The organism is Pseudomonas sp. Irchel s3b2 (assembly GCF_900187445.1).
Taxonomy (GTDB): domain Bacteria; phylum Pseudomonadota; class Gammaproteobacteria; order Pseudomonadales; family Pseudomonadaceae; genus Aquipseudomonas.
Window position 1 is genome coordinate 100571 of record NZ_FYEB01000015.1, and the last position, 20204, is coordinate 120774.

Sequence of the window (20204 nt, forward strand, 5' to 3'; positions counted from 1 at the left end):
TCTCATCCTTGAAGTCCAATTGTCGGACAGACTGCGACAATGGTCGCCTGCCTGAATCAGGTAGGATTGGCGAAAATGTCGGGGCAAGCTCGAAAAAACAAGGAATACCGGGTTGAAACTCAGTGATATTGCACAGTTGGCCGGCGTCTCCGTGACCACCGCCAGTTATGTCATCAACGGCAAGGCCGAACAGCAACGCATCAGCAGCGCCACTGTCGAGCGCGTGCGTGCGGTGGTCGAACAACATGGTTTCACACCCAACCCCCAGGCCGCCGGGCTGCGCAGTCGGCATACCCGCACGCTGGGGTTCATTCTGCCGGACCTGGAAAACCCCAGTTACGCGCGAATCGCAAAACTGCTGGAACAAGGCGCCCGGGCTCGCGGCTATCAGCTGCTGATCGCCAGTTCCGACGATGCGCCGGACAGCGAACGGCAATTGCTGCAACTGTTCCGCGCCCGACGCTGCGATGCGCTGATCGTCGCCAGTTGCCTGCCGGCCGGCGACGACAGTTATCGCCAGTTGCAGGCCAAAGGCATTCCGATCATCGCCATCGACCGGGTGATGGAGCCTGAGCACTTCTGTTCGGTGATCAGCGACGACCGCGAAGCCAGCCTGCAGCTTACCCGCAGCCTGCTGGACCCGCTGCCCAAGCAAATCGCGCTGATCGGCGCCCGCCCGGAATTAAGTATCAGCCAGGAACGGGCGGCGGGCTTCAAGGAAGCGCTGAACGGTTTCCAAGGCGAGGCGCTGATCGAACACGGTGAGTCGTTCAGCCGTGAGTGCGGCAAACAATTGATGGAAGAGTTGCTTCAGCGCCTGGGTCATTTGCCGGATGCGCTGGTGACCACGTCCTACGTGCTGCTTCAAGGCGTGTTCGATGCCTTGCACGACTTCCCTCTGAAGTCCCGCCCGCTACGCCTGGGCACGTTCGGTGATACGCAGTTGCTGGATTTCCTGCCGCTGCCGGTCAACGCCATGTCCCAGCAGCATCAGCTAATCGCCGACAAGGCTTTGCAACTGGCGTTGGCGGCCATTGAACAGGCCGAATACCAACCCGGTGTGCAGGCCATCGCGCGGACCTTCAAGCAGCGAATCAATCAGGACTGAACCGTGGAACTGATCGACACCCACACTCATCTGGATTTCCCGGATTTCGACGTGGATCGTCAGGCGCTGCTGACCGAGAGCCGCGCCCTTGGCGTGCGACGGATGGTGGTGCTGGGGGTTTATCAGGCCAATTGGCAGCGGGTCTGGGATCTGGTGCAGAGCGATCCCGATCTGCACGCGGCGTTCGGTTTGCACCCGGTGTACTTGGATGACCATCGCCCTGAGGATTTGACCGAACTCGGTAACTGGCTGACGCGTCTGGCGGGCCATCGGCAGTTGTGCGCGGTGGGCGAGATCGGCCTGGATTACTTCATCGAAACCCTGGATCGCGAACGTCAGCAGGCGCTGTTCGACGCTCAATTACAACTGGCGGCGGACTTCAATCTGCCGGCTCTGATTCATGTGCGACGCAGCCATGCGGCGGTGATTGCCACGCTCAAACGATTTCGCTTGAAACGCGCGGGGATCATTCATGCCTTCGCCGGGAGTGCGGAAGAGGCTCGTGAATACATCAAGCTGGGTTTCAAACTCGGCCTCGGCGGTGCCGCGACCTGGCCGCAGGCCCTGCGCATGCACCGTGTGATCGCCGGTTTACCCATTGAATCGGTGGTACTGGAAACCGATTCACCGGACATGGCCCCCGCCATGTTTCCCGGCCAACGCAATAGCCCGGCTCATTTGCCGGCAATCTGCGAGGCACTGGCCGCCCTCATGGCGATCAGCCCCGAACGACTGGCTGCTGCCAGCACGGCCAATGCGTGTGAGTTGTTCAACTGGTAATCAGTCGCCCCGCTCCCACAGTAAATCAACTCCGTGGTATCAAACCCGGAAAGCGCTGATCAATTGTTTGAGCTCCACCACCTGAGCCGACAACGCACGACTGGCATTTTCAGTCTGGTGCGCGCCTTCGGCGGTGCGCTCACCGGCGCGGTTGATCTCGACGAGGTTCTGGTCGATGTCGTGAGCCACGGCGGTCTGCTGTTCTACCGCGGCGGCGATTTGCTGGTTCTGGTCGACGATCATGCCAACGGCGCCGAGGATGTTTTCCAGCGCCTGCTGGACCTTTTCCGACTGCCCGACCGTGCCGTTGGCCATCTGATGGCTGGTGCCCATCGCCTTGACCGCCGCACCGACACCGCTGTGCAGCTTGGCGATCATCTGCTCGATTTCTTCGGTCGATTGCTGGGTACGTTTGGCCAGGGTCCGGACCTCGTCCGCCACCACCGCAAAACCACGGCCCTGCTCGCCCGCGCGTGCGGCTTCGATGGCCGCGTTGAGGGCCAGCAGGTTGGTCTGTTCGGCAATGCTTTTGATCACTTCCAGCACACGACTGATGGATTGGCTGTCGCTGGCCAGTTGATTGATCACCCGCGCCGACTGATCGATCTCACTGGCCAGTGCAGCGATGCTGCCCTGCTGGGACTCTACCAGCCCGCGCCCGCTAATGGTCTCGTCGTTGACGCTGTGGGCGCTGCTGACGGCCGCCGCGGCACTGCGCGCCACCTCCAGAGAAGTGGCTGACATCTGGTTCATCGCTGTGGCGACCTGCTCGATCTGCGTACGCTGCCCCGCCACCGCCTGATTGCTCTGGGCAGACACGTTTTCGACCTGGCCGGCCTGGCGCTCGACCTCACTGACGGTCTGGCCCACCCGCTCGATCAGATCATGGATTTTCTTCACGGTGCCGGTGAATACCTCGCCCAACTCGCCCAGTTCATCGCGGCTGTTGGCGCTGAAGGTCACAGTCATGTCGCCGGCCGCCACCTTGTCCATCACCGCGCCAAGACGCTTGAGGGTGGTGCGGGTCGAGGCATAGAAACCGCCGTAGAGGTAAAAAATCAGCACAAACACCAGCGCGAGCGCCACTGCCTGCAGGATCATGTGAGTGCGGTGCTGCTCCAGCCGCTGCTGCAACTGGGTACCGAGAAACTTCAGGGTGGCTTCATTGAGTTGGTAGGTCTGGTCGATCAGGCCCGTGACCTGATCGTAAAAGGTCTGCCACGGTGCATCGAGGGTGTCAGCCATCACCACGTGTTCTTCGAACAGTTCACTGGCCTTTTTCAGCGAGGCCTTGCTGCTTTCGGCCTGAGCAGCCAGGGTTTCGTGCGCCGCTTTACTGGAGCCCAGAGCATCCTGCAATTTCAGGCCGTATTCGGCCTGAAGCTTTTCGATCTGCGCCAGCAACTCATCGAAACGGGTGCTCGACGCCGAATTGAGAAAGCCCTGTCCCAATGAGTAAGAACCCATCGCCCGACCTTCGCCGAGCGTCTGGGTGACGGCTGGCGTGACGTTGGTAATGAGCTCGCTCAGCTGACGCATGTCGCTCTGGCTGTCGCGGCTCAGGCCTGCCTGACTGGTGATGATCTGGCTGAAAATCTGCGCGTTGCCGAGCAACTTGCCGATCAGCGCACTTTTGCTTTGCAGGGAGTTTTCTGCTTGCTGGGCCTTGAACGCGGCGATCATTTCATCGCGCTTGCCATCGAAAAAGGTGATTTGTTCCGGGTCAGTGGTCATCGCCGCCAGCCCTTGCAAACGGCTCAGAACACTTTGCTCCAGGGCGCTGATATTCGATTCGACATTGCCGGCCTTGCCGGACTGGCCGAGGGTGACATTGATCTGCACCAGGTTGTTCAGGGTTTCCAGATCCCGGCGCAGGCTCAGGCCGCTGCCCAGCAGATCGAGGCTCTGCAGCTCGACCCGAGTGCCCTGGAATTCGCGATAGGAGTCGCGCACCAGATAGAAGTTGGTCACCAACATCGGCACGAGGAATAGCACGCTGATCAGGCTGAACTTCATACCGAAGTTCAAGCGGTTCATCAGCGCAACGGCGGGATAGAGCAAGCTCTTCACTGTGAAGTCTCCCTGTGAATTCTTATTTTTATGGCAGGCGCGCTGAGACAGCAGATAGCCACTATTGGCGCTATCTCTGTATAGCCTAAATCGGCGGAGGGTTTTGTAACTTAAGGTTAACGGCGGGGTGCCGTCGTTGGAGCGGATGAGCCCCCCTGTGGCAAGGGAGCTTGCTCCCGCTCGGCTGCGAAGCAGTCGTAAATCCGGACAACTCGATCTATCTGAAAGGGTGTTGGGGGGCCGCTTCGCGGCCCAGCGGGAGCAAGCTCCCTCGCCACAATGAAGTTCGCTTCAGATGCGTTGTGGATTAAGACAAAACAGTCCACAACGCGAACCCGGCATACCAAAGCACTGCCGCCCGCAGCAGCAGTTCCCAGATCCGGTCCAGGCTGTTGATGCCGTCCGGCCCGACCATCGGCGCCGGAATTTCACCTGCCACCAACCCGACCTTCTCGATCAGTTGGGCGGCGCTGATGTTCCAGTTCAGCAGCTCGTGCAACATCACCCGGCTGACCGCGACAAAGTTGCCGACCAGCGCAAAACTCGCCGCCAGCAGCCGCACCGGCACCCAATCGAACGCATGACGCAGCTGTGCCGCTCGCTCGACCACGGCCGGGTTCTGCCCGTGCTCCTCGGCCAGCGCCAGCAATCGATAGCTCAGGGCCGCGACAGGGCCCAGCAAGAAGTACCAGAAGATCACGGCGAAAAAGCTCTGGTACGCCTGCCACAGCAGATGCGCCTGGACTCGTTCCAGCAATTGCTCGCCGCTGTCAGCGCAAATATTCAGATCGCGTTTGGCCACATGGGCGGCGGCTTGCAGGTCTTCCCGGCGCCAGGCATCGCGAAACGACCCGAGGTCGGCCAGCAGATCACCACGGCCCAGACTGTAAATCACCACCAGCAGGTGCACCGGTAACGCCAGCAAACCGTAGGCCACCGGGTCCAGCACCACCAACAGCAAACCCAGCAGCGCCACCGGCAACAACACCAGCACCACCAGTATCAGCCACGGACGGTTTGTCATGCGCGGGCTGGCTTCAAGCTTGTTCAGCTCACGCACCCAACCGCCATCACGTTGAACCCGATGGCGCAGGGCTGAGAACTTCTCGATCCATACCGCCAACAGCAGCACCAGAAAACTCATTGTTACTCCTTTTTCTCCAGAGCAGCTTTTGCCAGAGCCGCGCGATAGCGTGTCCAGTCAAATGCCGGTCCCGGATCAGTCTTGCGCCCGGGTGCGATGTCGCTATGCCCGCAAATTCGTTGCGCGGTGATGCCTGTGAAGGCGCTTTGCAGCTGTCGTGTCAAGGACGTCAACGCTTGATATTGGGCGTCGGTGAACGGCAGATCATCCGTGCCTTCGAGTTCGATGCCCACGGAAAAATCGTTACAGGTTTCCCGTCCTTCGAAACACGAGACGCCAGCGTGCCAGGCGCGCTCAAGACAAGAGACAAACTGAGTGACGGTGCCGTCACGTTCGATCAAAAAGTGTGCAGACACCCGCAGGTCGGCGATTCCTGCAAAGTAGGGATGTTCCGTGACATCCAGACGATTCTGGAAAAATTCCTGCACCTTGCCGGTCAGAAACTGCGCGGGCGGCAGACTGATGTTGTGAATCACCAACAGGGAAATTTCGCCCTCGGGGCGCGCATTGAAGTTGGGCGAAGGGCATATACGCACACCCTGACACCAACCGCTCGCGGGGTCCAACTGCATACAGGTTCCTTCAACGACGACTGTGTTGGTGCCCAGTATGCCGCGATAGACCCTTGGCGCGCGATCACTTGCCGCGATTGAGACGCCGCAGGTTGCCCAGCACCGACTCCAGCGCCCGGTCGAACAGCAAGGTGTCGTCCAGCGTTCGCACCGCGCCACGCCGGAACTGCAGGGCCAGCCCGGTACGGCTGTGCTCCAGCACTTTCATCCCGGTACGGTTGACGAAGATGTACTTGCCGGTGGCTTCAATGATCGCCGCCAGCTTGCAGCGCAGGGTGTTTTCCTCGTCTTCCTGAATCTCAACCCAGCAGCCCGGGTGCAGTTGATCGACTTGAAGCAGTGCGACATCGCCCTCCGGCAAACGCACCGAGGCCTTCTCGACCGGGCCTTCATCAGCGGTGCGAAGCACGATTTCCTGCTGCACCTGGACCATCATCGGTCCGCCAACAAGCGTACTGTTCTGGCCCGGGCGTTCGAACTGCTGAACGTGCAAAACTTCCAGCTCGCTGAAAAACTCGCCGGTGGCGAACGGGTCGAATGCCGAGCTGTTCAACCCATCGCGCAACGACTTGAGCAACCCCGGCACCAGCGCCAACAAGCGCTGGCTTACATCGGGTTCGTCATGACGCTGCACGCTCCAGATCAATTGTTCCATGGTCTGCACATCGGCATGCCATTCGGCGGACTGGTCACCGTGCTTGAGGCCGGTCAGCAACAGCACTTTGCTCCAGGCCTCCTGGACAAACGCCACCACGCTGTGCGGCAACACCTTGCCCACCAACGCCTGGTTCAGCGCCTGCTCGACGCGCTGACGCGCCAGTTCGGTCCTCGCGCGGCCTTCTTCGGCGTCACGGGTGCGCTGCTCGAGTAATTCGCTGCGACGGCGCTCGTCACTGGTGAAGGCGAGAAAATCCGCCAGCAATTCGGAAAAGATCGCCGGATCATCGACAAAATCGTTTAACAAGCGCTGCACCACTTGCTCGATGCGCAGGTACAGGCTGTCGCGCTCATGGTCATCGCACTCGCCCCAGCCCATGGCCGCAGCGGCAATTTCGTTGAGCAAACGCCGGGCCGGATGGCTGTTGCGGCTGAAAAAGCTCTTGTCGAGCACCGCGACTTTCAGCATCGGGATCTGCAAACGGCCGATCAACGCCTTGAGGGAGTCCGGCAGGTTGCGGTCATCGAGGATGAATTCGAAGAGCATGGCAATCAGGTTGATCACGTCTTCGTCGGCCACCCCCACCACGCGGGATCTGCCGCTTTTGACGCTGACCCGGGTCAGCAGTAGTTCGAGCTGGTTACGCAGATCGAAGTCGTCCTGAGCCGCCAGCGCCGGCACATATTGTTGCAAGTGTGAGAGCAGGCGCAGCAAGTCGCGGGTGGAAATGGGCTGGGTCTGGGCACTGACTTCCAGGGTCGGCGCAACGCTGCCACGCACATGGAGCAGCAATTCCTGCAATGCGGCGAAGACCTCCTGTACCCCATCGTCGATCTGAGGATTGCCCATCAGTACGCCTGTCTCGTCGGGAGAACCACGAACACACGCCGCCGCCCGATCGGTGGCGCGTCGCGCCGGTGCTGGCTTGAGGTCCGGCAGCACGCCGGTGGCAATCAGCAATTGATTGGCTTCGGCGTACAGCTGATCAGCATTGCTGAGCACATAACGCCCGAACAATTTGAGGATGATCAGCTTGACCTTGATCTCCATGCCCAGGTTGCGCCCGGCCTGCAAGAAATACTCGCAGAGCAGCGTTGGCCCCAGGGGGTTGTGCTGTTCGACCAGCGTTTTGCTCAGCAGTGTGCTGAGTCGAGCGGTGAGCTGGTCGAGGGCGAAACCGTCGCGATTCAGCACTTTGCCGACCATGGCCTCCACCGCCACGCTGCGCTCCATGTCGTCGCTGGGCACCGACGTCGAGGCATCGAAAACCAATGTCCGGGGCAAGGCAGTTTGAGAAATGTCGTACTGCGCGAGGCTGACGAAAGCCTCGAAGAATTGCTCGAGAAATCCGCGTTCGATGCTTTTGCGCTTGAGGCGCAAATCGCGCATGGCCTCGAAGAAGATGTTTTGCTCGACATTGTTTCGGGCGCGGTCGGCCATTTCGAACAGGGTGTCGTCGGCGTTATCGAACAGCTCCTGCAAACCTTGCTTAAGCTGTTGAGCAGCCTTGTCGCGAACCTGAAGCAGAATCACGGGCAGGCGGGCGAGCGGCGAGTGAGTCGCCTGGTCGGTAGCGGCCTTGTGCAAAGGCACTACATTCCCGTCGTTGTGCATTCAGGCCTCCTGAGACGGTGATGCTTCGATTCGGCAAGAAAGATCGAGCGAGCAGGCCCCATAGCCGGCGCTCGACAGAGACACTCGTCACCGTTGTCATTCGGAATCCAAAATTACGTCAAAGCCATGGCGTCAAATGAAAGGCGGATTATCTGCAAAAGACCTTCCTTGTACCAGCGGACTCTGCGCTCCCCGGGAAACTAATTGAGAACGCCCCCTAGAGCTGATTGCTCGCGCGAATCGACCAAATGCAGGTTTGCGAACAAGGGAATGGCCGTTGATACCTTGGGTTGCCTCGCAGCATGGCCCTATAATCGGGCCACTTTGTTTGTGGAGCCCGTTATGCCGAATCTACGTCTCGCCGATTTGACCGCCGAAATCGAAGCCAACGTGCGCCGTGCGTTGCTCGAGGACATCGGCAGCGGCGACATCACCGCGCAACTGATCCCGGCCGAACGCCTGGCCAAAGCCACCATCATTACCCGCGATGCGGCTGTCATTGCTGGCACCGCTTGGGTCGATGCAGTTTTTCGGCAATTGGACCCGCGGGTTGCCGTTCATTGGCAGGTGCGCGATGGCGAACGAGTGAAACCCAATCAGGTGCTATTCCATCTCGAAGGCCCGGCGCGCTCGCTGCTGACGGGTGAGCGCAGTGCACTGAATTTTCTGCAAATGCTTTCCGGCGTGGCCACTCGCGCGCAGTATTTGGCCGACTTCGTCGCCGAGACCCAGGTGAAATTGCTCGACACCCGCAAAACCCTGCCGGGATTGCGCCTGGCCCAGAAATACGCCGTAACCTGCGGCGGTTGTCACAATCACCGCATCGGCCTGTATGACGCCTTCCTGATCAAGGAAAACCATATCGCCGCCTGCGGTGGCATTCCTGAGGCTATCGCGGCCGCACACAAGATCGCCCCGGGCAAACCGGTGGAGATTGAAGTGGAGAACCTGGCGGAGTTGAAAGAAGCCCTGGCGGCGGGTGCCGACATCATCATGCTTGATGAACTGAGCCTGGACGACATGCGCGAAGCCGTGCGGTTGAACGCCGGCAAGGCAAAACTGGAGGCCAGCGGCGGTATCAACGAAAGCACGCTGCTGCCAATCGCCGAAACCGGGGTGGATTATATTTCGATTGGTGCGATGACCAAGGATGTGAAGGCGGTAGACCTGTCGATGCGCCTGAGTCTGTGACCCGCAAAGCAAACCTGTAGGAGCCCGGCTTGCCGGCGATGGCGATCTCAAGGACGCTATCGCCGGCAAGCCGGGCTCCTACAAACGCGGTTATCCAGGCGTTTTTGTCAAACCACCAGATTATTCATCTCGCAGTACTCTTCCCACTCGACGCCCAATACCTCGGCCGCCTCCTTGTGCAGCGCCAGGCGCGCGGCCTCGAACTCTTCCGGGGTGGTCGTGTACTTGAGCGTCAGCTCCCAAGGCTGCAAGCCCTGAGCCTCTGCCTCATCCTCGAACGCCCACTGAATCTGGTCTTTCTGATCGTCGGCTGGCAAGTCCTTGATCTCTTCGGCTAGCTGGGGTGACTCAAGCAGGTACTTTTTGAGGGCTTCTTCGTGTCTGGCTTCTTGGGTCAATTCTTTAACGGTCATGGCGTTCTCTCTGATCTGGGGAATGGAAGATGGATCTGGATCATCAAGGATCTCTCTGACGCAAAAAAACCGTTTTAAGCCCGGTTTGTCTGGCCTTCAGAACCATTCGGGATCATCTGAAAACAAAGTGTCGCTGGTGCCCGAGACAGGAATCGAACCTGCGACCTTCGCGTTACGAGTGCGCTGCTCTACCGACTGAGCTACACGGGCGGTGGGCTAAACCTAGCACCGACTTCAGGGGCAGGCAACTTCGCGAAGTGCTTCAATTTTTTGCAGGCAAAAAAAAACCCCGCAGCGTTCACTGCGGGGCATTTCTACAACGTTGAAGCGGTCAGGCGAAGGGGGTGATTAAACGCCCGAAGCCTTGGCTGCTGCTACGTCTTTGATGGACAGCTTGATACGGCCGCGGTTGTCCACGTCCAGTACCAGCACTTCCACTTCCTGGCCTTCTTTCAGGATGTCGGTCACTTTCTCGACACGAGCATCGCTCAGCATCGAGATGTGAACCAGACCGTCCTTGCCCGGCAGGATGTTGACGAATGCGCCGAAGTCGACGATGCGCTCAACCTTACCGACGTAGATCTTGCCGATCTCGGCTTCAGCGGTGATGCCCAGAACGCGCTGACGTGCCGCTTCAGCCGCTTCCTTGGTTTCGCCGAAGATCTTGATCGAACCGTCGTCTTCGATGTCGATCGAAGCCTTGGTTTCTTCACAGATCGCACGAATGGTCGCGCCGCCTTTACCGATGACATCACGGATTTTGTCGGTGTCGATTTTCATCGCGATCATGGTCGGAGCGTTTTCCGACAGCTCGGTACGCGACTGGCCAATGATCTGGTTCATCTGACCGAGGATATTCAGGCGCGCTTCCAGGGCTTGGCCCAGAGCGATTTCCATGATTTCTTCGGTGATGCCCTTGATCTTGATGTCCATCTGCAGCGCGGTAACACCTTTGGCGGTACCGGCTACTTTGAAGTCCATGTCGCCCAGGTGATCTTCGTCGCCTAGGATGTCGGTCAGAACAGCGAATTTCTCGCCTTCCTTAACCAGACCCATGGCGATACCGGCAACCGGTGCCTTCATCGGAACGCCGGCATCCATCAGCGCCAGGGAAGCGCCGCAGACCGAAGCCATGGAGCTCGAACCGTTGGACTCGGTGATTTCCGACACCACACGAATGGTGTACGGGAACACGTCGGCAGCAGGCAGCATGGCCTGAACCGAACGACGGGCCAGACGGCCGTGACCGATTTCGCGACGACCGGCGCCACCCATGCGACCACACTCACCTACCGAGAACGGAGGGAAGTTGTAGTGCAGCATGAACGGGTCTTTTTTCTCGCCTTCCAGGGTGTCCAGCAGCTGTGCGTCACGGGCAGTACCCAGAGTCGCGACTACCAGGGCCTGGGTTTCGCCACGGGTGAACAGTGCCGAACCGTGGGTCTTCGGCAGAACGCCGACTTCGATGTTCAGCGGACGTACGGTCTTGGTGTCGCGACCGTCGATACGTGGCTTGCCGTTAACGATGTTTTCGCGAACGGTGCGGTATTCGATTTCACCGAAAGCCGCTTTGACCTCAGCGGAAGTCGGCTGACCTTCTGCACCGGACAGGTTGGCAACCACCAGGTCTTTCAACTCACCCAGGCGAGCGTAACGGTCTGCCTTGATGGTGATGGTGTAAGCCTGGGAGATCGCTTCGCCGAACTCGGCACGGATAGCGCCCAGCAGTGCGGTGGCTTCTGGCTGAGGAGCCCAGGTCCAGGTTGGCTTGGCAGCTTCAGCGGCCAGTTCCTTGACGGCGTTGATCACCACCTGGAACTCGTCGTGAGCAAACAGTACAGCGCCCAGCATCTGGTCTTCGGTCAGCTCTTTGGCTTCCGATTCAACCATCAACACAGCTTCCGAAGTACCGGCAACGACCATGTCTAGGCTCGAAGCTTTCAGTTGTTCGTAAGTCGGGTTCAGCAGGTAACCGGTGCTTTCATGGAACGCAACGCGGGCAGCGCCGATCGGACCATCGAAAGGAATACCGGAGATGGCCAAGGCAGCTGAGGTACCGATCATCGCAGCGATGTCCGGATCGGTCTTTTTGCTGGTGGAAACGACGGTGCAGACAACCTGCACTTCGTTCATGAAGCCTTCTGGGAACAGCGGACGGATCGGACGGTCGATCAGTCGGGAAGTCAGGGTTTCTTTCTCGGAAGGACGGCCTTCACGCTTGAAGAAACCGCCAGGGATCTTACCGGCAGCGTAAGTCTTTTCCTGGTAGTGAACGGACAGAGGGAAGAAGCCCTTGCCTGGATCGGCTTGTTTGGCACCGACAACGGTCACCAATACGCTGACGTCGTCGTCAACGGTGACCAATACTGCGCCGGAGGCCTGACGGGCGATACGGCCAGTCTCGAGGGTAACGGTCGACTGACCGAACTGGAATTTTTTGATTACCGGGTTCACGGTGTCCTACCTTCTTTTGTGGCTCTTGGGGAACTTGTCTTCTTGCGAAATTCTTGGGCAATGTCGGGAATCGGCCCAACGCCTGTCCAGAGTAAAACGTATATCCAGATAAAACTTGAGGCTGGGAGCCTGCCATGCGCCAGCGGGAAACCCACTGACGCACGACAGACAACCAACCTCTAGCGCAATCGCTTATTAGCGACGCAGACCCAGGCGAGCGATCAGAGCGCTGTAACGGCTCACGTCCTTGCCTTTCAGGTAGTCCAGCAGCTTACGACGCTGGTTTACCATGCGGATCAGACCACGACGGGAGTGGTGATCTTTACCGTTGGCCTTGAAGTGACCTTGCAGTTTGTTGATGTTGTGGGTCAGCAGTGCAACTTGCACTTCTGGCGAACCAGTGTCACCAACAGCTTGCTGGTAGTCAGCTACGATTTGAGCTTTTTCTTGAACGTCGAGAGCCATGAGGCAATCCTTTTATCAGGAAACTGTTTCAAAGAAACAGCTTCAACAGGCCAGGGACAAATCCCTGTATCTATAAATGAGTAGTGACCGTGCCTGTTAACAGCCACACTCGCCGGCCTGCTGTTACACAGGCCGGTTCCGGTCATTCTGACCGAATCAGTCGACGCGGCGCGATGCGCCCGTCTTCGCTCACTTCACCGATACCGATGAAGCGACCGTTGTGATCCTGTACCCGTACCATGCCGAACTTCGGTGCATCCGGGGCGCGTACCGGTTGGCCGTTAAGCCAGTAGAACGCGCTGTGCTCCGAGAACTGCAACAGTGGCCAGTCCAGCAGGCCGCTGTCCGATGGCATCAGGAAGCGGTCGACCGCTTCGTTGCCGCCTTCGGCATGTACCGCTTCAAGCTCTTCCAGAGTGACGGTCTGTGCAAGCGTGAAAGGCCCGGCCTGGGTACGTCGCAATTCAGCCACGTAAGCGCCACAACCGAGTTGCTCACCGATATCCTCCACCAGGGTACGGATATAGGTGCCTTTGCTGCAATCCACCGCAAGCCGCGCAGTATCACCCTCAAAGGCCAGTAATTCCAAGCGCGCAATAGTAACAGAACGCGGTTCGCGCTCCACTACTTCGCCTGCACGGGCCAGCTTGTACAGCGGCTGCCCATCACGCTTGAGCGCCGAGTACATCGGCGGTATCTGACTGATTTGCCCACGAAATTTCGGCAGCACAGCTTCGATATCGGCGCGACCAACGGTCACCGGACGCTCCAGCAAAACTTCACCTTCGGCATCGGCCGTGGTGGTGGTCTTGCCCAGTTGCGCCAGGGTTTCATAAGCCTTGTCGGAATCGAGCAGGTATTGCGAGAACTTGGTGGCTTCGCCGAAGCACAACGGCAGCACGCCAGTGGCCAGCGGATCGAGACTGCCGGTGTGCCCGGCCTTCTCGGCATTGAGCAACCAGCGGACCTTCTGCAACGCCGCGTTGGAGGTGAACCCCAACGGCTTGTCGAGCAGGATGATGCCGCTGACGTTACGACGGATACGTTTGACCTGAGCCACCGATTACTCCTTGGCGTCTTCGGGTTCAGCCGCTACCGGGTGCTGATTGTCTTCAGCCACCGCACGCTCGATCAGGGCCGACAGGTGCGCGCCACGCACGACGCTTTCATCGTAATGGAAGTGCAACTGCGGAACGCTGCGCAACTTCATTTCGCGAGCCAACTGCATACGCAGGAAACCGGCGGCGGAGTTGAGCACCTTGATGCTTTGCGCGATATCTTCAGCGCTGTCCTGCCCCATAACGGTGATGAAGATCTTGGCGTGACCGACGTCACGGCTGACTTCAACAGCGGTAATGGTGACCAGACCGACGCGCGGATCTTTGACTTCACGACGGATCAGCTGTGCCAGCTCACGCTGCATCTGATCGCCGATACGTTGGGTACGGCTGTATTCTTTTGCCATGTCTTGTTACCTGTTACTGCCCCACGGTGAAACCCGAGGGGTCTGAAAGCGGCAAACGCCCGGCCTGACAAAAGCCAGACCGGGCGTTGCGTTTAGAGTCCGGACGTTGCGCCGCGCATCTGCATGCAGCGGCTCATCGTGGCCCTTGAAGTGCGCGAGTTAGAGGCTGCGAGCAACCTGCACCTTCTCGAAGACTTCGATCTTGTCGCCGACTTTGACGTCGTTGTAGCTCTTCACGCCGATACCGCATTCCATGCCGGCACGTACTTCAGAAGCGTCATCCTTGAAGCGGCGCAGGGATTCCAGCTCGCCTTCGAAGATAACGATGTCTTCACGCAGTACACGGATTGGACGGTTACGGTGAACCGTACCCTCGAGCACCATGCAACCCGCAATCGCGCCAAACTTCGGCGAGCGGAACACATCACGCACTTCGGCGATGCCCAGGATGTTCTCGCGAACATCGCTGCCGAGCATACCAGTGAGGGCTTTCTTGACGTCTTCGATGATGTCGTAGATCACGTTGTAGTAACGCATATCCAGACCTTCCTGCTCGACGATCTTGCGAGCGCCGGCATCGGCACGCACGTTGAAGCCGAACAGTACAGCGTTGGAGGCCAGTGCCAGGTTGGCATCGGATTCGGTGATACCACCGACACCGCCACCGACAACACGCACTTGCACTTCGTCGTTACCCAGGCCGTTCAAGGCACCGTTCAACGCTTCCAGCGAACCACGGACGTCGGATTTGAGGACGATGTTGAGCGTCTTCTTCTCTTCCTGACCCATGTTCTCGAAGATGTTTTCAAGCTTGCCGGCGTGAGCACGGGCCAGTTTGACTTCGCGGAACTTGCCTTGACGGAACAGAGCTACTTCACGGGCTTTCTTCTCGTCGGCAACAACGCTCATCTCGTCGCCAGCGTCCGGGGTACCGTCCAGGCCGAGAATCTCGACAGGGATGGAAGGACCGGCTTCCTTGATTGGCTTGCCGTTCTCGTCGAGCATGGCGCGAACGCGGCCATAGTTCGAACCGACCAGCACCATGTCGCCTTGGCGCAGGGTACCGTCTTGAACCAGAACGGTTGCAACCGGGCCACGACCTTTGTCGAGACGCGATTCAACCACGACGCCACGGCCAGGAGCCGAAGGGGTCGCTTTCAGTTCGAGAACTTCAGCTTGCAGCAGAACAGCTTCGAGCAACTCGTCCACGCCAGTACCGACTTTCGCCGAAACCGATACGAACGGGGTGTCGCCGCCCCACTCTTCCGAAGTCACGCCGTGAACCGACAGTTCGCTACGGATGCGATCGAGATCGGCGCCCGGCTTGTCGATTTTGTTCACTGCAACAACCAGCGGAACACCAGCAGCCTTGGCGTGCTGAACGGCTTCAACGGTCTGCGGCATTACACCGTCGTCTGCTGCAACCACCAGGATCACGATGTCGGTCGCCTTGGCACCACGGGCACGCATGGCGGTAAACGCAGCGTGACCAGGGGTGTCGAGGAAGGTGACCATGCCGCGTTCGGTTTCGACGTGGTACGCACCGATGTGCTGGGTGATACCGCCGGCTTCGCCAGCAGCTACCTTGGCACGACGGATGTAGTCGAGCAGCGAAGTCTTACCGTGGTCAACGTGGCCCATTACGGTCACAACCGGTGCACGGGAGAACGCTTCACCTTCAAACTTCAGAGACTCGGCCAGGGAATCTTCCAGGGCGGTGTCGCTGACCAGGGTCACTTTGTGGCCCAGCTCTTCGGCAACCAGTTGGGCAGTTTCCTGATCCAGTACCTGGTTGATGGTCGCTGGAGTACCCAGTTTGAACATGAACTTGATGATTTCAGCAGCCTTGACCGACATCTGCTGGGCGAGATCGCCAACAGTGATGGTCTCGCCGATCTTCACTTCGCGCACAACAGGGCCGGTTGGGCTCTGGAAACCGTGGGCGTTGCGTTTCTTCAGCTTGGCCTTGCCGCGACCACCACGACGGAAACCATCGCTTTCTTCGTCGGTAGTACGTGGCGCAACACGTGGAGCAGGCGCTTTTTCCTTGACCGAAGCACGATGCGGAGCGTTTTTGCGCTCGCCATCGCCACTGCCACGACGATTGCTATCGTCGGCACGTGGTTTGTCCGGACGACGCTGCTCGTCGCGTTTGCGAGTGTCGGCCGCAGGTGCTGGTGCAGCTGCAACAACCGGCGCGCTTTCACGCACTGGTTCGGCAACTGCAACAGGCGCTGCAACGGCGTCGTTGGTAGCGGTTTGCGCAGCAGCAGGCTGACGACGCGCTTCTTCTTCGGCGCGACGCTTGGCTTCTTCTTCAGCCTTCTGACGTGCAGCATTTTCTACTGCGCGACGTTCATCCAGTTCGCGTTTGCGCTCGGCTTCGATTTCTTCCGGGCTGCGCTGTACGAAGACTTTCTTCTTGCGTACTTCAACGCTGATGCTCTTGCTACCAGCAACACGCAGGGTGCTGGTGGTTTTGCGCTGCAATGTAATCTTGCGCGGTTCTTCCACTTTCGCCTTGTGGCTGCTCTTCAAGTGAGTCAGCAAAGACTGCTTCTCACTATCGCTCACACCTTCATCGGCGGCGGTGTGCGGCAGACCTGCCTCACGCATCTGCTGCAACAGGCGCTCTACCGGTGTTTTGACCTCATCGGCCAGTTGTTTCACCGTGACTTGCGTCATGCACTTCTCTCCTCAGGCCGCGCCTAATTACTCGAACCAATGGGCTCGGGCGGCCATGATCAACTTGCCGGCACGATCATCGTCAATGCCGTCGATGTCGAGCAGGTCGTCAATAGACTGCTCGGCCAGGTCTTCGCGGGTAATTACGCCGCGCACCGCCAGTTCCATCGCCAAATCCTTGTCCATACCCTCAAGCGAGAGCAGGTCTTCGGCCGGATGGGCGTCTGCCAGCTTTTCCTCAGTAGCGATGGCTTTAGTCAACAAACGATCCTTGGCGCGAGCGCGAAGCTCGTTGACGGTTTCTTCGTCAAAGCCGTCTATGTTGAGCATTTCTTCCAACGGTACGTAGGCAATCTCTTCCAGGCTGGTGAAGCCTTCATCTACCAGCACCTGTGCCAGGTCTTCGTCGACTTCCAGCTCGTCGATGAAGTTGCGCAGGATGTCGCCGGTTTCTGCTTGCTGCTTAGCCTGGATGTCCGATTCGGTCATCACGTTCAGGGTCCAGCCAGTCAACTGGCTAGCCAGACGCACGTTCTGACCACCGCGACCGATGGCCTGAGCCAGATTGTCTGCGCCAACGGCGATGTCCATTGCATGGGCATCTTCGTCAACGATAATTGCCGCCACTTCAGCCGGCGACATTGCATTGATCACGAACTGCGCCGGGTTATCGTCCCACAGGACGATGTCCACACGCTCACCGCCCAACTCGCCGGACACTGCCTGGACGCGCGAACCGCGCATACCGATGCAAGCGCCTTGTGGGTCAATGCGTTTATCCTTGGAGCGGACCGCGATCTTGGCGCGCGAACCCGGGTCGCGGGACGCAGCCATTACTTCGATCAGGCCTTCAGCGATTTCCGGCACTTCGATGCGGAACAACTCGATCAGCATTTCCGGCGCGGTACGCGACAGGATCAGCTGAGGGCCGCGGTTCTCGGTGCGAATTTCCTTGAGCAGCGCACGCAGACGCACGCCAACCCGGAAGGTTTCGCGAGAAATGATGTCTTCACGGGCCAGCAACGCTTCAGCGTTATTGCCCAGGTCGACGATCACGTTGTCGCGGGTGACTTTCTTCACGGTGCCGGAGATGATTTCCCCCAGGCGCTCACGGTAGGCGTCAACGACTTGAGCACGCTCGGCTTCGCGAACTTTCTGCACGATGACCTGCTTGGCAGTCTGTGCAGCAATGCGGCCGAACTCGATGGATTCGATCTTTTCTTCGACAACATCGCCGACCTTGGCACCAGGATGCGTTTCTGCAACCTTGCTCGGCCAGGTTTCGATGGCCGGATCGTCCAGGTCTGCTTCTTCGACGACCGTCCAGCGACGGAATGTCTCGTAAGCACCGGTGTGGCGATTGATTTCCACACGCAGATCGACTTCGTCCTCGAAACGCTTTTTGGTAGCAGTGGCCAGGGCCAGCTCCAGCGCTTCAAAAATTACGTTTGCCGGTACGCCCTTTTCATTGGATACCGACTCAACAACCAGCAGTACTTCTTTGCTCATCGTACGCCTCGCCTTTCGCAAGCCATTGGATCCGCGGGATCCGCGTCTCAGTCAAAACTGGGAATAATGTTGGCCTTGTCGATCATATCGATCGGCAACAGGAACTCGTGATCTTCAACCTGCACCACGACGTCCTGCTCTTCTACACCGCGCAGAAGGCCCTGAAAGTTGCGTCGACCTTCGAAAGGCGAGCGCAGCTTGATCTTCACTTGTTCACCGGCAAATTTTGCAAACTGCTCAATAGTGAACAGTGGGCGTTCCATGCCAGGCGAGGAAACTTCAAGGGTGTATTCAACGGCGATCGGATCTTCAACATCCAGTACACCGCTGATCTGACGGCTGACGATGGCACAATCGTCCACCAGCACGCCGCCCTCTTTATCAATATAAACGCGCAACATCGAGTGGCGACCTTGGGCCGAAAACTCAATACCCCAGCATTCATAGCCTAGGGCCACGACCACCGGGGCCAGCAAGGCCTGCAACTCTTCTAGCTTGCTCGACACCTGAACCCCCTCGTGCATGTATGTGCATGCTGTGCAAAATAAAAAAATGGGCGAAACGCCCATCCTTGAAACGCCGTTGAACAGCGGCGTTGAAAGTGTCCAGCTAACAAAAAGCCCCTGAAAAGGGGCTCCTTAAACTGGTTGCGGGGGCCGGATTTGAACCGACGACCTTCGGGTTATGAGCCCGACGAGCTACCAGACTGCTCCACCCCGCGACAAAGCTGGGGCGGAAGTATACGACCGATCCCTGACAGGGTCAATGTAACCTTCCACCTACAAGAAAGCCCGCAACAGCGGGCTCTCCTGATAATTGGTACCGAGAAGGGGACTCGAACCCCTACACCCTATGGGCACAACCACCTCAAGGTTGCGTGTCTACCAATTCCACCACCTCGGCAATACTACGTTTGAAACCCTTCTTACTTCTGCTCTTGAGCTGGAGGCACGTCAGTCGCTGGAGTAGCCGACTTTTGCTCTTGAAGCACCGGGACATCATCAGAAGCCGGTTGTTGCTTTGGAACTTCCAACACTGCTGGATTTGGCAAACCTACTTGAGTCAGCTCATGAGCCTTCTCTTTAGCAAAGTAACCTAACCCCAAGCTGGTTATGAAGAAACCGGCGGCAAGTATAGCAGTAAACTTACTAAGAAAGGTAGAGGAACCTTGGCTTCCGAACACAGTATTTGAAGCACCTGCTCCGAAAGACGCGCCAGCATCCGCACCTTTACCCTGCTGCAGCAAAACCAGAGCAACTACGCCCAATGCACCCAGCAGATGAAAAACGACTACGACTGTTTCCAGCATTTTTTCAGTTTCCCGCGGCGCGACAAATCGCACCGAACTCATCTGCATTCAGGGAAGCTCCACCAATGAGCCCCCCATCGATATCCGGCATGCCGAACAGTTCGACCGCATTGGCCGCCTTCACGCTGCCGCCGTATAGAAGCCGCACACCTTGCGCGACTTCAGAATTCTCTGCCGCCAACTGAGCGCGAATGGCTGCATGCACATCCTGCGCTTGTTGCGGCGAAGCAGTCAGCCCAGTGCCAATGGCCCAGACCGGCTCGTAAGCGATTACTGCCCTTGCAAAGACACCTACACCCAGCTCCTCAATGATACTGCCAAGCTGACGCCCGACAACCTCAAGAGTTTTTCCAGCTTCGCGCTCTTCGAGGGTCTCCCCTACGCACAACACCGGAATCAAGCCACATGCCTGCGCCGCTGCGAACTTGCGAATCAGCATTCCGTCCTGCTCGCCCATTATCTGGCGGCGCTCGGAGTGCCCGACAAGCACCAGGGAACAACCTGCATCCACCAACTGACTCGGCGCAATTTCACCAGTCAGTGCACCTTGCATGGATTCCACTGCAGAATTCTGCGCGCCGACCGAAATCGACTTGCCTTTCAAGCCATCAATCACTTGATTGATATGCAAGCAAGGCGGGAATACCGCGACATCAACACCGCTCGGCAAGGCCAGATGACTAAGGCCATTGATCAGCTCAGCGACGCTGGCGCGGGTACCGTGCATCTTCCAGTTACCAGCTACCATAGGGCGACGCATGCTGTAC

General features: G+C 58.4%; 17 protein-coding genes, 3 tRNA genes and 1 pseudogene. 3 read left to right on the top strand and 18 right to left on the bottom strand.

Annotated elements, in window-relative coordinates; translation table 11 throughout:
* Positions 1-112 precede the first annotated feature (112 nt).
* Positions 113-1108, top strand: a complete 996-nt coding sequence (gene cra, locus CKW20_RS24300; RefSeq protein ID WP_095055163.1) for a catabolite repressor/activator — start codon at positions 113-115, stop codon at positions 1106-1108.
* A gap of 3 nt (positions 1109-1111) precedes the next feature.
* Complete coding sequence (locus CKW20_RS24305) at positions 1112-1888, top strand: TatD family hydrolase (RefSeq protein WP_095055164.1); 777 nt, start codon at positions 1112-1114, stop codon at positions 1886-1888.
* Between the two features lie 39 nt (positions 1889-1927).
* Here CKW20_RS24305 and CKW20_RS30255 read toward each other — a convergent pair whose 3' ends face one another.
* From CKW20_RS30255 to CKW20_RS24325, 5 genes and pseudogenes are all read right to left on the bottom strand, one after another.
* Entirely contained in the window at positions 1928-2857 is a 930-nt protein-coding gene (locus tag CKW20_RS30255) for a methyl-accepting chemotaxis protein (RefSeq protein WP_371857449.1), read from the bottom strand.
* A pseudogene (locus CKW20_RS30260) lies at positions 2834-3925 on the bottom strand (methyl-accepting chemotaxis protein); the annotation flags it as partial. The pseudogene CKW20_RS30260 and the gene CKW20_RS30255, both read right to left, overlap by 24 nt.
* Before the next feature lie 340 nt (positions 3926-4265).
* A complete protein-coding gene (gene ampE, locus CKW20_RS24315; RefSeq protein WP_095055166.1) occupies positions 4266-5102 on the bottom strand; it encodes a regulatory signaling modulator protein AmpE in 837 nt (278 codons plus the stop codon).
* A 2-nt stretch (positions 5103-5104) separates the two neighbouring features.
* Positions 5105-5674: a 1,6-anhydro-N-acetylmuramyl-L-alanine amidase AmpD gene (gene ampD / locus CKW20_RS24320; RefSeq protein WP_095055167.1), complete on the bottom strand. Its 570-nt coding sequence runs from the start codon at positions 5672-5674 to the stop codon at positions 5105-5107.
* Between the two features lie 64 nt (positions 5675-5738).
* Positions 5739-7946, bottom strand: a complete 2208-nt coding sequence (locus tag CKW20_RS24325; RefSeq protein ID WP_095055168.1) for a DUF1631 domain-containing protein — start codon at positions 7944-7946, stop codon at positions 5739-5741.
* A gap of 342 nt (positions 7947-8288) precedes the next feature.
* On the opposite strand from CKW20_RS24325, the gene nadC reads away from it, so the two are divergent.
* Positions 8289-9137 carry a carboxylating nicotinate-nucleotide diphosphorylase gene (gene nadC, locus CKW20_RS24330; RefSeq protein ID WP_095055169.1) on the top strand — a complete coding sequence of 283 codons (849 nt, stop codon included), beginning with the start codon at positions 8289-8291 and terminating at the stop codon, positions 9135-9137.
* A gap of 107 nt (positions 9138-9244) precedes the next feature.
* Here the strand turns inward: nadC and CKW20_RS24335 are convergent, their stop codons facing one another.
* From CKW20_RS24335 to tpiA, 13 genes are all read right to left on the bottom strand, one after another.
* A complete protein-coding gene (locus CKW20_RS24335; RefSeq protein ID WP_052965653.1) occupies positions 9245-9550 on the bottom strand; it encodes a DUF6388 family protein in 306 nt (101 codons plus the stop codon).
* A 134-nt stretch (positions 9551-9684) separates the two neighbouring features.
* A tRNA-Thr gene (locus CKW20_RS24340) sits at positions 9685-9760 on the bottom strand.
* 138 nt (positions 9761-9898) lie between these two features.
* On the bottom strand, positions 9899-12004 hold the full coding sequence (pnp, locus tag CKW20_RS24345; RefSeq protein WP_095055170.1) for a polyribonucleotide nucleotidyltransferase: 2106 nt from the start codon (positions 12002-12004) through the stop codon (positions 9899-9901).
* Positions 12005-12199: 195 nt separating this feature from the next.
* Positions 12200-12469: a 30S ribosomal protein S15 gene (gene rpsO / locus CKW20_RS24350; RefSeq protein ID WP_003197723.1), complete on the bottom strand. Its 270-nt coding sequence runs from the start codon at positions 12467-12469 to the stop codon at positions 12200-12202.
* Positions 12470-12611: 142 nt separating this feature from the next.
* Positions 12612-13529, bottom strand: coding sequence for a tRNA pseudouridine(55) synthase TruB (gene truB, locus CKW20_RS24355; protein WP_095055171.1), 918 nt, complete (start codon positions 13527-13529; stop codon positions 12612-12614).
* Between the two features lie 3 nt (positions 13530-13532).
* A complete protein-coding gene (rbfA, locus tag CKW20_RS24360; RefSeq protein WP_030128077.1) occupies positions 13533-13934 on the bottom strand; it encodes a 30S ribosome-binding factor RbfA in 402 nt (133 codons plus the stop codon).
* Between the two features lie 159 nt (positions 13935-14093).
* On the bottom strand, positions 14094-16619 hold the full coding sequence (gene infB, locus CKW20_RS24365; protein ID WP_095055172.1) for a translation initiation factor IF-2: 2526 nt from the start codon (positions 16617-16619) through the stop codon (positions 14094-14096).
* Positions 16620-16646: 27 nt separating this feature from the next.
* On the bottom strand, positions 16647-18128 hold the full coding sequence (gene nusA, locus CKW20_RS24370) for a transcription termination factor NusA (RefSeq protein WP_007900474.1): 1482 nt from the start codon (positions 18126-18128) through the stop codon (positions 16647-16649).
* A 47-nt stretch (positions 18129-18175) separates the two neighbouring features.
* Entirely contained in the window at positions 18176-18634 is a 459-nt protein-coding gene (gene rimP / locus CKW20_RS24375; protein ID WP_010463487.1) for a ribosome maturation factor RimP, read from the bottom strand.
* Between the two features lie 138 nt (positions 18635-18772).
* Positions 18773-18849, bottom strand: a tRNA-Met gene (locus CKW20_RS24380).
* Between the two features lie 96 nt (positions 18850-18945).
* Positions 18946-19031, bottom strand: a tRNA-Leu gene (locus CKW20_RS24385).
* A gap of 22 nt (positions 19032-19053) precedes the next feature.
* A complete protein-coding gene (gene secG / locus CKW20_RS24390) occupies positions 19054-19437 on the bottom strand; it encodes a preprotein translocase subunit SecG (protein WP_030128079.1) in 384 nt (127 codons plus the stop codon).
* Positions 19438-19441: 4 nt separating this feature from the next.
* On the bottom strand, positions 19442-20197 hold the full coding sequence (gene tpiA / locus CKW20_RS24395) for a triose-phosphate isomerase (RefSeq protein WP_095055173.1): 756 nt from the start codon (positions 20195-20197) through the stop codon (positions 19442-19444).
* Between the last annotated feature and the right edge of the window lie 7 nt (positions 20198-20204).